The organism is Maribacter zhoushanensis (genome assembly GCF_029350975.1).
GTDB lineage: Bacteria > Bacteroidota > Bacteroidia > Flavobacteriales > Flavobacteriaceae > Maribacter > Maribacter zhoushanensis.
The window spans coordinates 667,419-681,880 of the sequence record NZ_JARKMR010000002.1 but is presented as its reverse complement, the minus strand read 5'-3'; the positions used below and the strand labels follow the sequence as shown (position 1 = coordinate 681,880).

11 protein-coding genes are annotated in these 14,462 nt (G+C 34.7%); 3 read left to right on the top strand and 8 right to left on the bottom strand.

Annotation, left to right across the window (positions count from 1 at the left end; genetic code table 11):
• Nucleotides 1–75 precede the first annotated feature (75 nt).
• Both PXD56_RS09745 and PXD56_RS09740 read right to left on the bottom strand, forming a co-directional pair.
• On the bottom strand, nucleotides 76–1,074 hold the full coding sequence (locus tag PXD56_RS09745; protein WP_276493145.1) for a pirin family protein: 999 nt from the start codon (nucleotides 1,072–1,074) through the stop codon (nucleotides 76–78).
• Nucleotides 1,075–1,206: 132 nt separating this feature from the next.
• Nucleotides 1,207–2,634, bottom strand: coding sequence for an amidohydrolase (locus PXD56_RS09740; RefSeq protein WP_276493144.1), 1,428 nt, complete (start codon nucleotides 2,632–2,634; stop codon nucleotides 1,207–1,209).
• A 261-nt stretch (nucleotides 2,635–2,895) separates the two neighbouring features.
• Between PXD56_RS09740 and PXD56_RS09735 the strand changes: the two genes are divergently transcribed.
• Entirely contained in the window at nucleotides 2,896–3,945 is a 1,050-nt protein-coding gene (locus PXD56_RS09735) for a DUF6340 family protein (RefSeq protein WP_276493143.1), read from the top strand.
• 3 nt (nucleotides 3,946–3,948) lie between these two features.
• On the opposite strand, the gene PXD56_RS09730 is transcribed toward PXD56_RS09735, so the two are convergent.
• Genes PXD56_RS09730 through PXD56_RS09720 form a run of 3 tightly spaced genes read right to left on the bottom strand, consistent with a single transcriptional unit; the run spans nucleotide 3,949 to nucleotide 6,447 of the window.
• A complete protein-coding gene (locus PXD56_RS09730; RefSeq protein ID WP_276493142.1) occupies nucleotides 3,949–5,259 on the bottom strand; it encodes a cryptochrome/photolyase family protein in 1,311 nt (436 codons plus the stop codon).
• The gene (locus PXD56_RS09725; RefSeq protein WP_276493141.1) at nucleotides 5,260–5,949 is read right to left on the bottom strand and encodes an SDR family NAD(P)-dependent oxidoreductase; all 690 of its coding nucleotides are present in this window, start codon (nucleotides 5,947–5,949) and stop codon (nucleotides 5,260–5,262) included.
• Complete coding sequence (locus PXD56_RS09720) at nucleotides 5,950–6,447, bottom strand: SRPBCC family protein (RefSeq protein ID WP_276493140.1); 498 nt, start codon at nucleotides 6,445–6,447, stop codon at nucleotides 5,950–5,952.
• Nucleotides 6,448–6,618: 171 nt separating this feature from the next.
• Here PXD56_RS09720 and PXD56_RS09715 point away from each other — a divergent pair, with 171 nt between their 5' ends.
• Both PXD56_RS09715 and PXD56_RS09710 read left to right on the top strand, forming a co-directional pair.
• A complete protein-coding gene (locus PXD56_RS09715) occupies nucleotides 6,619–7,905 on the top strand; it encodes a hypothetical protein (RefSeq protein WP_276493139.1) in 1,287 nt (428 codons plus the stop codon).
• Between the two features lie 77 nt (nucleotides 7,906–7,982).
• On the top strand, nucleotides 7,983–8,828 hold the full coding sequence (locus tag PXD56_RS09710) for a DUF2911 domain-containing protein (RefSeq protein ID WP_276493138.1): 846 nt from the start codon (nucleotides 7,983–7,985) through the stop codon (nucleotides 8,826–8,828).
• A gap of 71 nt (nucleotides 8,829–8,899) precedes the next feature.
• Here the strand turns inward: PXD56_RS09710 and galK are convergent, their stop codons facing one another.
• The 3 genes from galK to PXD56_RS09695 all read right to left on the bottom strand — a co-directional run bounded on the left by galK (nucleotide 8,900) and on the right by PXD56_RS09695 (nucleotide 14,456).
• Nucleotides 8,900–10,057: a galactokinase gene (gene galK / locus PXD56_RS09705; RefSeq protein WP_276493137.1), complete on the bottom strand. Its 1,158-nt coding sequence runs from the start codon at nucleotides 10,055–10,057 to the stop codon at nucleotides 8,900–8,902.
• A gap of 19 nt (nucleotides 10,058–10,076) precedes the next feature.
• Nucleotides 10,077–11,813: a sodium:solute symporter family protein gene (locus PXD56_RS09700; protein WP_276493136.1), complete on the bottom strand. Its 1,737-nt coding sequence runs from the start codon at nucleotides 11,811–11,813 to the stop codon at nucleotides 10,077–10,079.
• A gap of 111 nt (nucleotides 11,814–11,924) precedes the next feature.
• Nucleotides 11,925–14,456, bottom strand: coding sequence for a PIG-L family deacetylase (locus tag PXD56_RS09695; RefSeq protein ID WP_276493135.1), 2,532 nt, complete (start codon nucleotides 14,454–14,456; stop codon nucleotides 11,925–11,927).
• Nucleotides 14,457–14,462 lie beyond the last annotated feature (6 nt).

Genomic DNA, 14,462 nt, shown 5'->3' with positions numbered 1-14,462 from the left:
TGAATTATATAAAAAACTTCATAATCAGGTTTAAACATGATTATGGAGTTTTTACTTTTTAGAGCCTTTCTAATGTTATTTTTCAATTAAAGTACCATCAGGGTATTTTGCAAATCTTCCTCTGCCGACTTCATGCACATGATCAGGGTGCCTCCATGGCCAACCACCAAATTGGGTTGTTCTGAATTCATTCATCGCATTTTGTAATTCTTGATCGGTATTCATAACAAACGGTCCGTATTTAACCACGGGTTCATCAATGGGTTTGCCTTGTAAAACCAAAATGCTTGCTTCGCTGCCAATAGCCTTAACGATTATTTCTGAATCAGCCTCTACTTCAATACCATGATTTTGAGGTATTGATTCACCTAGAACGTTTATTGTATCGCCTTCATAGAAATAAATGGTTCGAGTTGAATCTTTATTTGCCTTTGGTAGGGTTATAGACCCTTTTAGTTCAATTTTTATATTCCAAATGACTACATTGTTATCTTCATCTGCAGCCCATGAATCTGGAGCTGGTTCTAAGGCTTGTGTATCATTAAAATTACCAGCTATTATTTTAACAGTGGATTTTTCTAATTTCAATACTGGAATATCTTCATTCCATAGCATTTTAAAATGAGGGTCAACGAATTTACTTTTTGAAGGTAGATTCAACCAAATTTGAAAAAGCTCCAGAGTGTTTTCTTTATCTGTATGTATAAGTGGAAACATTTCTGAATGTTGAACGCCACTACCGGCGGTCATCCATTGTACATCTCCTTCTCCAAAACGACCTGCCGCACCTAAAGAATCTGAATGATCACAGAATCCTTTATTTGCTATGGTAATCGTTTCGAATCCGCGATGCGGATGTGCAGGAAATCCTGGTACTGTAGATCCGTGATACATTCTGTATCCGTCTTTAATTTGAAAATCATTACCTAGATTTCTTCCCTCTAAAGAATCAGCAGGACCGAGTTCTCCATTTCCTTTTGGATAATGGTCTAAATGATATGCGCAGAATAAAAAAGGATTTTGCGTTTGCCACGGAAAACCCAATTGAAAAATTTGTTTTATGTTGTTATTCATAATAAACAAATTACATAGAATTAATGAGCTGCATTGTTAATTTCAACCCAATTGTTTTAAGGGTCTGATTGTTCACGTTAATTGAAAAAAAAAGAAGCTACCTGTTAAGATAGCTTCTTTATAAATTCTCTTTTATTCTCCATCTAATGGTGGTGGACCATCGATCATTGGTTCGTAAACTTCATCACCTTTGCGGGTTTTAAATTCTTCTTTAACCTTGGTCACTAACTTAGGGTTCTGAAATAAATCTAGCATGGTCATACCCATAGCTTTAGATGCATGTATCATTCCTTTATGTCCTATAGACATTCCGCCACAAGCAACAACTGCCCATGAATGCCAAGGAGTGCCCGTAGGTGCTACAGAAACACCTAGGTTTATGTTTGGGACATTCCAGCTTACATCTCCTACATCTGTAGAACCGCCACCTGGGGTTTCTAATGTTTCTCTTAATGGATGTACTGTACCATCTAGGCCAACTTCAGGTTTGCCTGTGGCTTTTTGTATGGCTTTGCCAAATATAGTTTCTTCTTCGGTATACGTAATTGGACCTAATAATTCAAGATTGTTCTGCATGATTTCTCCTCCTGATCGGTTTACCAAAGTTTCGTAAATACCTGAAACCAATGAAATTTTATAATCAACATTTGCCATAATAGCCGCACCTTCTGCCATTGCTTTTACACGCTCATAGGTAGGTAGCATTTTTGAACGTTTAGGGTCTCTTACACGAACCCAAAGCTTGGCATAATCTGGTACAACATTTACTACCTGACCACCATCTTGTATATGGTAGTGAATTCTTGAACTTGGTAATATGTGTTCTCTGTAATAATTGATTCCGGTTGTGTACAGTTCCAAAGCATCTGAGGCACTACGACCATTCCATGGATCCATTGAGGCATGTGCTGCCTGACCATAAAATTCTACAACGAAATCTATTAGTGATAATCCGCTTTGCACATCGGCTTCAATACCTGCAGATGGATGCCAGCTAACATTAACGTCAACATCATCCCAAAGTCCGGCTTTTACCATCCATACTTTTGCGAAATATTTTTCTTCGGCTGGTGTTCCAAGAAACTTTACGGTTCCTTTAATTTTTCCTGCGTCCATTAATTCCTTAATAGCAATTGCAGATCCTAAACTAGCTGTGCCAAACATGTTATGTCCACAACCATGACCGGCAGCACCTTCTTTTAATGGCTCTTTGATAGGTGATGTTTTTTGAGAAATACCTGGTAAGGCATCAAACTCACCCAAAATACTGATTACGGGACTACCAGAGCCATAAGTTGCCGTAAAAGCTGTTGGTATATCAGCAACGCCTCTTGTTACTGTCATTCCATTCTTTTCGGCATAATCTGCTAAAATTCTTGAAGATTCAGTTTCATCAAATGCAGTTTCTGCAAGTGCCCAAATAGAATCACTAATTTTAATAAGTTCTTCTTTGTGTTTTTCAACGGAAGAAATAATTAGATTTTTGTCCTTGCTCATTTTTTGAGCAAAAACCGATGCACTCATGCAAATGCACAGTGACAATAGAAATGTTTTTTTCATTATAGTTGTTTTGGTTATTTGAGCTCTAATTCTGAATTGTAGCCTATACATCAGGTTAAAGCATTAGTAAATATACCAAATAAAATTCTTTAATTCACTGAGGTTAAAACGTGCTCGTCATGAGTATATGGCGTTTTTTTAAAACTACCAGTCATTTTTTTGTTTTTTTAAATTTAGGCACTCAACAACCATTAATTATATAATTTAATAGCTCATTTTTCGTTATTACTTAAATCTTAATTTTTTTAAAAATATCGACTTATGAGAAATATAGCTTCTAAATTGTTGATGACTACTGCGTTTTTTTCAATTATAGCTTGTAGTTCCACCAATAGGATGACCATGGGTATAACCCAGCCTGCTCAAGTAGCTATACCAAATGATGTTGCAAGTGTGGGGATAGTAGATAGAAGTAGTGCTTCAGAAAATAATAAAGTGTTAGACGATATTGATAAGATTTTATCCTTAGAAGGACTTAATTTAGATAAAGAAGGTGCAAAGAACGCTGTTAGCGGACTTAAATATGAATTGGAGCGTGGTAACCGATTTGATGCCGTTAAGATTATTGAAAATCAAAAGGATATTGAAAAAGGTCTGCGTGTTTTTCCATCTGAAATTTCTTGGGATATAGTAGATCGTATCTGTAAGGAAAACAGTGTTGATGTATTATTTTCTTTAGAATTTTATGATACTGATACTGCAGCCAATTATGAATTGACAACAGTTAAAATACCAAATAATTTAGGAATTGAAGCAAACGTACCAGGTCATAGAATAGAATTGAATACAGCTGTAAAAAATGGGTGGAGAATTTATGACCCGGTAAATAGAAGAATTATAGATGAGTATGTATCTAGTAATAGTATGTATTCTACCGGAGAAGGAATTAATCCTGTAAAAGCATTTGAAGCTGTTGTTGGTAGAAAAGAAGCTGTTTTAAGTGCAAGCTCAAAATTAGGCGCAAACTATGCCCTATTTACTAGACCTGAAAATATAAGGATTGCTAGAGACTATTACATAAAGGGAAGCGATAATTTAGAAATTGCCGATAGACGTGCAAAAGCTGGTGACTGGGATGGTGCTGCAGAATTATGGAATGCCGATTTAACCCATGCTAAAAGTAAAATAGCCGGTAGAGCTTATTACAACATGGCAATTAGTAATGAAATAAACGGTAATCTTAATGCGGCTATAGACTTTGCGACTAAAGCTTACACAGAATACGAAAATAAGGACGCATTACGTTATATCAACATTCTTAAAAGAAGAGTAGTTAATCAACAGGAGTTAAATCGTCAGCTTTCTAGGTAGATTTTAGCTTACCGCTGCCTTATAGGTCTCTAAACATCTTTCTCTAGCCATTTTATGATCCACCATTTTTTCTGGATATTTATCTGTACCGTATTCTGAAATCCATTCTTTGATATACTTTTTACCCTTGTCAAATTTATCTACTTGGGTCATAGGATTGAATATTCTAAAATACGGTGCAGCATCTACACCGCTACCTGCAGCCCATTGCCAGTTTCCAACATTAGAGCTCAACTCATAATCTAAAAGTTTTTCAGCAAAATAGGTTTCTCCCCAGCGCCAGTCTATTAGTAGATGTTTGCAAAGAAAGCTAGCTACCAACATTCTAACACGATTGTGCATATAACCGGTTTCATTTAATTGGCGCATACCGGCATCTACTAAGAGATACCCAGTTTCACCATTTTTCCATTTTTCAAACTCGTCTTCATTATTTCGCCATTCTATGCGGTCATATTTGGCTCTAAAAGCATTGTTTACAGTATGCGGAAAGTGATATAGAATAGTCATAAAAAACTCTCGCCATATTAATTCGCTCCAGAATACTTTATTGTCTTCTGCGATAGCCTTTTTCATCATTTTACGAACAGATACATTACCAAATCTTAAATGGGGTCCTAATCTTGAAGTACCGCTTTCTTTAGCGGGAAAATTACGGGTATCTTCATAATTATCTATTAGGGTAGGGGTTACGTCATATTCAGGTACCTCTATTTTAGACTTCTCAAAACCAATATCACTTAATGATAAATTTGGTAGACGTGAATTTTTAATAAGGTTAGATAAGTATTGACTAGTGTAATGTATTTCTAAATCATTCTCCGCATTAAATTGTTCTTGCCACTTATTTTTATAAGGTGTGTATACCACATATGGTTCTCCATCTCCCTTTACAATTTCAGATTTTTCAAAAATTACCTGGTCTTTAAATGTTTTAAAAGAAATATCTTTTTTGGATAAAAAGGAAGCTATTTTTTCATCACGTTCTTTGGCATATGGTTCGTAGTCCCTATTAGTATAAATAGACATTACCTTATACTCTTCAGTTAGATTTTTTATTACATCTAATGGTTTCCCATGAAACATTGCCAATGAACTGTCATTTTCATTTTGTAGCTGCGTTCGCATGTGTTGTAAGGTCTCATGAATAAAGGTAAGCCTTGCATCGTCTTTCGGTAATTTGGAAAGAATTTCTTTGTCAAAAATAAAAATAGGCAACACAGGGTAGTCTCCCTTTAAAGCTTTAAGAAAACCAACATTATCGTCTAATCTTAAATCTCTTCTAAACCAAAATATAGATACTTCTTTCGACATTTAATTAATATTTAAAGTTGATAGTCCACCATCTACTCCAATTATCTGCCCGGTCACCCAAGTGCTTTTTTCGGTTAAAAGAAAAACAGCTGCATTGGCAATATCTTCTGCGTTACCAACTCTTTTTAATGGGTGTCGTTCACTCATCATTTCCCGTTTCTTATCATTGTTTAAAAGTCTTTTTGCCAATGGTGTATCAACTAAAGAAGGAGCAACCACGTTAACCCTTACTTTTGGTGCATACTCCGCGGCCAATGATTTGGCAAAGCCTTCAATAGCACCTTTTGCTGCAGAAACGCTTGTATGAAATGGCATTCCGGTACCCACCGCAATAGTACTGAAAAAGACCATACTTGAACCTTCATTCATTTTTGAAATAATTTCTTTGACCACTTTTATCATAGAAAAGAAATTAAGTTCCATATCATCTTTTATGGTGTCCAAAGACATCATTTTAAAAGGTTTTAAATTTATGCTGCCAGGGCAATACACAAATCCATCCAGTTTTTCTGGTAAAACGGAAACATCTAGTTCATCCGTAGTAACATCAAAAGGTATATGCGTTATATTTTCATGTTGTAAATCTTCTTCTGAACGAGATGCTACAAAAAGATGATGTGTGCTTTGTAATTCTTTAACTATTGAAAGTCCTATACCATGAGAGCCACCAATTAATAATATGTTTTTCATTTAAAATGATTTAAGTTGAAGTTGATTTGGTATGGAATCAACCGTACCAAAAAGTTCTTTTAATTTTTGCTCACGAAATTTAAATATTTCCATCAGCTGTTTTTTGACAATTATAGGATGTGCTATTTGACCTAATAGTCCTAAAGGGATTTTATAATCTATAATATCTTCCATAATAACACCTTCATCAATTTCTTTGATAAAGTGTTTATGGTGCCACAGTGCGTAAGGTCCAAACCTTTGCTCGTCAACAAAGTAATTGCCTTTGTCTACGTGCGTAATTTCTGTTACCCACTTGGTAGTATAGCCAGGAAAAGGAGATACCTTATATTGAATAATTTGACCAGGAAACATTTCTCTATCTGCACCATCTAAAATATTAAAACCCATATGTTCAGGAGTAATTACTTTCAGGTTAGCAGGGTCAGATAAAAACTTCCATGCTACTTCTTTGGTAATGGGCAATGCTTGTTTAGAATGTAATTGATATAGTTTCATAGATAGAATAATGAAAATGCTTCTTCAAGCATATGTCTAACAATATTCAAAAATAGTTAAACAATTTTAAAAATGATTTGTTATTAGCTTAAAAATTAACTTTATCGATTAAATTGAATTTAGGTCACTTAAATACAGTTGATTAACTTTATTCTAGTTTATTTTGCAACAATGAGACATTTTGTTCAACAGTTTTGGTCTGTATTACTTTTCATTTGCTCGTTTTCTTTAGCCGCGCAAGAGAATGTACAAACTGTGGGCGACTTACCGGATGATGTATTTGAAACATCTGGTCTACTATATTTTAATGGTAATCTAATAACTCATAATGATTCTGGTAATGAAGCTGTATTATATGAGATAGATTTACAATCACTTTCAATTATTAGAAGGGTAATTATCAGTAACGTTACCAATATTGATTGGGAAGCTATATCACAAGATGATGAATATATCTATATAGGTGATTTTGGCAATAATGTGGGGACTAGAAAAGATTTGGCGGTTCATAGAATTTTAAAAGAAGATTTTTTAAATGCTAATACGGTGTCTGCTGAAACCATTAATTTCTCTTATGAAGACCAACAGGATTTCGAAAATTCTGGAAATAGTGATTGGGATGCAGAAGCATTTTTTGTGATTGACGATCGTTTAGTGGTCTTGACCAAACAATGGAAATCTTTAGGGTCAGTTGCTTATGAATTTTCAAAATTTCCGGGCACATATGTAGCAAGTAGGGTAGGCGCTATAGATGATATAGGACTAATTACAGATGCAACTTATGATACGGAGTCTAATAGATTAGTGATAATTGGTTATTCTTCTATTCTAAGTCCGTTTGTTGGTGTTGTGGAGCATTTAAATTTTAATGCTGTTTTTGAAGGGTATATACAACAATCATTAGGACTTAATTTTATTCAAGCGGAAGGATTAACCCAGACTAGTGAAGAAAATTACTATTTCTCTTCGGAGTATTATTCTAGGCAAACGCCTACTATTGAGTCAACTTCAAGATTGTTTTCTTTTCAGATACCGACTATAGAAGAAGAACCTACAGAACCAGAGGAACCTGAAAACCCTCAGGAACCAGAGAATCCAGAAGAGCCAGAGGTTCCTGATAACCTAGAAGAACCTGAGAACCCTGCTGAACCTGAAATTCCAGAAGAATCTGAAAATCCTGAAGATCCAATATTACCTGTGTTTCCTGAAAATACCGGTAAAGAAGATGAATTGATTATATATAGAGATAATGTCTCTAGTCGCTATTATTACGCTATCACAACTGATAAAACAGTTTTTGGACAGGTGATTTATGACGTTACTGGTAAAGAAGTATGGCAAAATACCGGAGATATAGGTAAGAAAGGAATCATATCCTATCATTTAGAATCTTCTATTTACTACTTGGCTTTATTTTTAGAAGATGGTGTAGTAGCTACTTCTTTTGCTGTTTATTAGTATTTAAGAAATTGTTAACATTTCTACCCCTCCTTTATAATTAGTTTTGCTAGAAATAACTAATCAGTAAAACAATCATGAACAAAGTAGTACTCTTTTTATTAGCAATTGTTGCTTCCTTAACTGTTGAGGCACAAATAAATACACCTGCACCAAGTCCGGCTGCAAAAATTATACAAATTGTAGGTTTAACAGAAGTAAGCATTGACTACTCTAGACCTTCTATGAGAGGTAGAAAAGTGTTTGGTAACTTAGTACCTTTTGATAAATTATGGAGAACTGGGGCAAATGGTTATACCTTGGTAACTTTTGATGCTGACGTAACTATTGCGGGTAAGGAAGTAAAAGCGGGAACATATTCTATTTTTACTAAGCCAGGAGCTTCTAATTGGGAAGTTTTTATTTATACTGACACCGTAGGTGGTGGTACACCAAGTAACTGGGAAGAAAGCAAAGTAGTAGCTAAGTTATCTGCACCGGTCTACAACATTGAAATGCCTGTTGAAACTTTTACGATCACTTTTGATGATGTAACAAGTAATGGTGCTAATATTGGTATCATTTGGGAAAATACATATGTTGCAATTCCTTTTACTGTTGATACGGATGCTACTGTAATGAGTAGTATTGATAAGGCTTTGAACGGACCATCTGCTGGTGATTACTACGCAGCTGCAGTGTACTATTCTAGCGAAGGAAAAGATATTAATAAAGCAAAAGAGTGGATGGACAAAGCTATGTCCATGACTGAAAAACCAGCATTTTGGCAACTAAGACAACAATCATTAATCTTAGCAAAAGCGGGTGATAAAAAAGGAGCAATTGAAGCTGCTAAAAAATCATTAGTTGGTGCCACTGCAGCTGGTAACAATGATTATATTAAAATGAACAATGATTCTATTAAAGAGTGGAGTTCTAAATAATTAGTATTATTATAAAAGAAAAAAGTCCGAGTTATTAAACTCGGACTTTTTTTTATGGTAGTTTTTAATCCTTATTCGAACATTTTAACTCCGTCATCAATTGCTAAATGGTAATATTCGGCATCAATATTGGTTTGTTCTTTATATTGTTTTAGCATAGATTTTATACCTGTATCTAGATTTTCTGTTTTCATTAGATTAATGGTACAACCACCAAATCCGCCTCCCATCATTCTAGAACCTAAAACTCCATCTAAGTTTTCACCAATTTTAACCAGTGCATCTAATTCACTTGTGGTAATTTCATACTCTTTGGACATCGCCCAGTGACCTTCTTTTAAAACAGCACCAACAGCATTTGCATCGCCATCCGTTAGTACCTTCATCATTTTACGTACACGATTATTTTCTTCAATTACATACTTGGCGCGTTGGGCATCAATAGCACTCACATCATTTTTAACAGTAGATAGGTCTTCTAAGGTCACATCTCTTAAAGATGTTATTTCTGGTCTATGTTTTTGAACTTGCTTTACAATGTTTTCACAAGAAACACGCCTTTTATTGTATTCAGAATCTACAGCTAAATTATGTTTGATGTTAGAATTCACTAAAACCCAGCTATAACCCTCTAAATTAATGGGAATGTAACTGTGGCTAAGGTCTTTGCAATCTAAGAAAAAGGCATTGCCTTTTTTGCCAAATAGAACGGCATATTGATCCATTAACCCACAATTTAATCCTATTTTATGTTCTGCTTCTTGTGCAATTAATGCAATATCTTCTCTTGAAATTTTCTTATCTGATACTTTGGTAATTGCATATATAAAACCACAGCATAATGCTGCAGAAGATGAGAGTCCTGACCCTATAGGTATATCTCCGCCAAAAACGCAATCCATTCCTTTTAGAGGATATTCTTTTTCAACAAGTATTTCTATAATTGCCTTAAAATAGTTGCCCCAAAACGATTTAAATATATTATGCTCACCATTTAATTGAAAAACAATTTTTTCTGGCTGAGTTAAAAAGGTTTCAACTTGAATTCTGTTTTTATCATTACTTGCTACGGCAAAATAAATGCCTTTTTCAATAGAAGCGGGTAGTACTAAGCCTTCATTATAATCAGTATGTTCACCAATTAGATTAATTCTTCCGGGGGCTTTTATTATTGTAGGCTTATTGGTATAATTTTCTTTAAAATAGGACGCTATTTCTTTATGTATCATTAATAGTTGTGTGTTATTCTTAGTTGGTGGCTAATGGTTTTTTTAACATGCGGTCAAAGGCTTCAAATATAAATGATATAACGATGACCAAAGCTGCACCAAAAAAGTTAAGCCATAGATATCCTAACTTTTCCTGACCGGTAGGATAAATATGAATTAAGTAATAATAGATAATACATATGATAATCTGTGTGACCACTGCTGCGAAGAAAACAGCATTTCCTTTTATAAACTTAAAGAAAAAAGCAATTAAGAATATACCTAAAACATTGCCGTAGAAAATACTACCAATGATATTCACTAATTGTATTAAATTATCAAATAGGTTTGCTACACAGGCTATTAATATGGCTACTATTCCCCAAATTAACGTGAAAAACTTTGAGGCTTTTACATAGTGTTCTTCAGATAAGTTTTCTGTTTTTCTATTTCGCTTGTAAAGGTCCAATGCGGTAATGGTGCCCAATGCATTTAATTCTGAAGCTGTTGATGACATGGCAGCAGATAAAATAACGGCTAATAATAAACCAACTAAACCAGTGGGTAAATTATTTAATATAAAGTGGATAAATACATAATCTTTATCATTGGTTTCAACAGCGTCATTTGCCTGTTTTATTAATGATTTGGCTGCAATACGATTAGTGCTATCCTTTTGGTTAATTCGTATTATTTGTTTTTTTGCCTCTTCAACAGCAGTAAATTCTTTTATTTCTAATGCAGCAGAAAACTTATTTTGAGCTATTCTTTTTTCTGCTTCCAAAGCAATTTGACCTTCTTGAAGTAGTTTATAATCTTCAGCGTAACTAGATTCCATCACCGCTTGTGTTGCAGACGGATTAAAGTTTAATGGTGAAGGATTGTATTGATAGAATACAAATACCATTACACCTACCAAAAGAATAAAAAATTGCATTGGTATTTTCAGGACAGCATTGAAGATTAGACCAAGCTGACTTTCTCTTACAGATTTACCGGATAGATAACGTTGCACTTGACTTTGGTCTGTGCCAAAATATGCTAAAAACAGAAAAAGTCCGCCGGTAATTCCACTCCAAACTGTATACCTGCTTGACGTATCTAAATCAAAATTTAAAACTTCTAATTTGTTACTGGCACCTGCAATTTTCATTGCTTTACTAAAGGTAATATCTGATGGTAAATAGCCTAATATGAAAAAGAATGTGATAAACATACCCGTCATAATAATAAACATTTGCTGTTTTTGAGTAACGCTAACAGCTTTAGTACCACCAGATACGGTATATATTATCACTAATGAACCAAGTATGATGTTTAAGGTGCGTAAATCCCATCCAAGAACTGCAGATAGAATAATTGAAGGTGCAAAAATAGTAATACCTGCCGCTAATCCTCTTTGTATTAAAAATAAGACAGCTGCTAAAGAACGGGTTTTAAGGTCAAATCTGCCTTCTAAAAATTCATAGGCGGTGTAAACCTTCATTTTATGGTAAAGTGGAACAAATACCATGCAAATGATAATCATTGCCAAGGGTAGTCCAAAATAGAATTGAACAAAGCCCATACCATCATGAAATGCTTGGCCGGGAGTAGATAAAAAAGTAATGGCACTGGCTTGGGTGGCCATAACCGACAGACCAATAGTCCACCATTTAGATTCGCTGCCACCACGAACGTAGTCATCTACATTTTTACTTCCTTTTGTTTTCCAAACTCCATACACAACGATGAAAAGAAGTGTGCCAGCAAGAATAATCCAATCTAATCCTTCCATATTAATTGAATGAAGTCATTACATAATAGAAAATAAGAACATATATGAGATTTAGCACCAGTACAATGCTATACTCTTTTTTCCAAGTTTTATTTTCATCTCGTTCTTTACTCATCCTTTGATTTTGGCTTTTGTTTCTACTTTATCCTTTCCAACGGATAGCATGTTAGAGAACAGTTTATATGCACCAGGAACGCCCACTGGTAATTCTCTAAAAAAGCTCAGTCCGGTATAAATATAGTTTCCCTTTCCGTATGGGGCAATTAATAGGCTTCCTTTTGTTGATTCTTCTCCTTCATCGTGCATTTCTAGAACAGGTGTAAATTTTTCACTCCATTTATTAGGAAAATATAAGCCTCTTTCTTGAACCCAACCATTAAAATCACTTTCGTCAATTTCATTTGGAAAATGTACAAGCGAATTATCTTTTGCGATAATCTTTACATCAGAATTTTCATTGGTAACACGGTCTCTAGAGATTTCAAGGTCATAAGGAGCAATATTTTCAAATTGAGCGCCCCATCTACTAGCTGTGTTGTATTGAACAATTACCGTACCGCCATTTTTTGCATAATCTAATATAAAGCGTTGCTTAAATTTTAGCTCATCTACTACATTATAAGCTCTAATGCCTAAAACAACTGCGTCATATTTTTTTAGCGATTCATCTGTAATTGTTGAAGGGTCTATGAGTTGAACATTATAGCCAATTTGTTCTAAACTTGTAGGTACTTCATCACCTGCACCCATTATGTAACCAATGTTTTCACCTGCTTTTTGAATATTTAAACGCACAACCTTGGTTTCTGAAGGTAACAGTACCGTTTGGGTAGGTACATGGTCATAGGCAATATTTACAAGTTCTTTGGTTATTTCTTTACCGTTTAATTTAATAATGGGAGAGATGCTACTTTCATTTTCAGTGGCTGGTGGTGTCAATGTAAAGTAAACGGTTTGTTCATCACCTTTTTTAGCAATTGAAAACTGTTGTGATTTATTATCTACTTGCCATTCCTTACCATATTTTAACTCTATAGTTCCAGAGATACTGTCCTTATGTGCCTTGATGGTAACTGGTATTTTCTTTTGAGATGCATCAGCAAAAATTAAAACCTTATCTGTAAAGCTTGCGGTAGCCTCTGGTACGACTTCAAAAGGTTGATATATTTCTCCTTTATCTGGTTTAGCATATTTGTAAACAACCGGTTTTGTAAAAGGAATGGATACTCCATTTATAGTCAAATTGAATGTTGCATTAAAAGCTCTTGGAGTTTCTGGTTTGCCTATCAATTCTGTATTCTTAACAGTATATGTGCCTAAAGTTCCTTTTTCCATCAACCAATAATGGCTTGTGAAATTTGTGGAAACCGGAATATCTAAATCAATTTTCTTTTCTAATAATTGATTGTTCTTTAAGATACTATTTTCAATATTCGTATTCTGCTCATTAAGAAATACCGATTTTAGTTCAACCTTAATATCACTTCTGTTCAATGCTTGAATTTGAACATCTACATGTTGACCAGGGTTTGTAAACGAGGTTTTTGTAAAAGCCTCTAAGTGTAATCCTGATATTGCAGAAATAATGGTAGTTAATTCCGTTATTTTTAAATTCTTCCAATGTTCATCAGTAACATTTTTCAATAACTGATATGCTTCTAATAATTCTGGTAAATGAACCGTTGGATTTTTAAAATTGAAATTTTCTTGTACATCATAAAGAATATCGCCAATTGCCTTTCCGCCATCAATTCTATTCCAAGTAGTATCTATGCCATCGAAAGGATCAGATTTGTCTTTTGGTAAATCGCCTTTTAGTAATTCTATATACTCATCTTCTGAACCTCTTGAACTTAGTCTTCCAAAACCTTGGCAAAGATGTTGGCTGCTTGCCAATGAGGCAATTTCATTGTTAGACTTGCCTAAAATAGGGTAGTAGGTGCCTACATCCATATGCAGAAGATTAGTTTTATCCGCCGCTTTAAATTTTTCTTGACTACCGTAAAACCACCAAGAGGTATTAAAAAATAGTCTTCTTGGCTGCCATGTGCTGGTTGATGATAATTGTTCTGGAAAGGCGTTTGTGTCCTTGGCAAGGTCAAAGGCGTCAAAACTGAGCATTGCCGATGATGTATGATGACCATGTGTAGTGCCAGGTGTTCTATGGTCAAATCTATTTATGATAACATCTGGTTTAAACTTGCGTATAGTTCTAACAACATCAGCAAGAATATCTTCTTTGTTCCAAATTTTTAAGGTTTCGCTGGGTTGTTTGGAATATCCAAAATCATTTGCGCGGCTAAAAAATTGTTCGCCACCGTCAACACGTCTTGCGGCAAGTAGTTCTTGTGTTCGTAATACTCCCAAAAGCTCACGTAATTCCGGTCCAATTAAATTTTGTCCACCATCACCTCTGGTTAAGGATAAATAACCTGTTCTAGCCTTGACATCATTTGCCAAATAAGCGATTAAACGTGTGTTTTCATCATCTGGGTGAGCTGCAATGTAAAGTGCTGTTCCAAGAAAATTCAGTTTTTCGATGGAGTGATAAATATCTGTGGCAGAACTACTTTTAGGGTTTTGGGCTTTGAGGGTGCTGAGTACAAAAAGACTAGAGGTTATAAACCCTAATAAATAACGCATTTTATG

What these genes read in the sequence shown, in the direction of transcription:
- PXD56_RS09730 (WP_276493142.1), bottom strand. Translation starts at nt 5,259, where the DNA reads ATGTCGAAAGAAGTATCTATATTTTGGTTTAGAAGAGATTTAAGATTA.
- PXD56_RS09710 (WP_276493138.1), top strand. Translation starts at nt 7,983, where the DNA reads ATGAACAAAGTAGTACTCTTTTTATTAGCAATTGTTGCTTCCTTAACT.
- PXD56_RS09745 (WP_276493145.1), bottom strand. Translation starts at nt 1,074, where the DNA reads ATGAATAACAACATAAAACAAATTTTTCAATTGGGTTTTCCGTGGCAA.
- PXD56_RS09720 (WP_276493140.1), bottom strand. Translation starts at nt 6,447, where the DNA reads ATGAAACTATATCAATTACATTCTAAACAAGCATTGCCCATTACCAAA.
- PXD56_RS09695 (WP_276493135.1), bottom strand. Translation starts at nt 14,456, where the DNA reads ATGCGTTATTTATTAGGGTTTATAACCTCTAGTCTTTTTGTACTCAGC.
- PXD56_RS09725 (WP_276493141.1), bottom strand. Translation starts at nt 5,949, where the DNA reads ATGAAAAACATATTATTAATTGGTGGCTCTCATGGTATAGGACTTTCA.
- galK (WP_276493137.1), bottom strand. Translation starts at nt 10,057, where the DNA reads ATGATACATAAAGAAATAGCGTCCTATTTTAAAGAAAATTATACCAAT.
- PXD56_RS09735 (WP_276493143.1), top strand. Translation starts at nt 2,896, where the DNA reads ATGAGAAATATAGCTTCTAAATTGTTGATGACTACTGCGTTTTTTTCA.
- PXD56_RS09700 (WP_276493136.1), bottom strand. Translation starts at nt 11,813, where the DNA reads ATGGAAGGATTAGATTGGATTATTCTTGCTGGCACACTTCTTTTCATC.
- PXD56_RS09740 (WP_276493144.1), bottom strand. Translation starts at nt 2,634, where the DNA reads ATGAAAAAAACATTTCTATTGTCACTGTGCATTTGCATGAGTGCATCG.
- PXD56_RS09715 (WP_276493139.1), top strand. Translation starts at nt 6,619, where the DNA reads ATGAGACATTTTGTTCAACAGTTTTGGTCTGTATTACTTTTCATTTGC.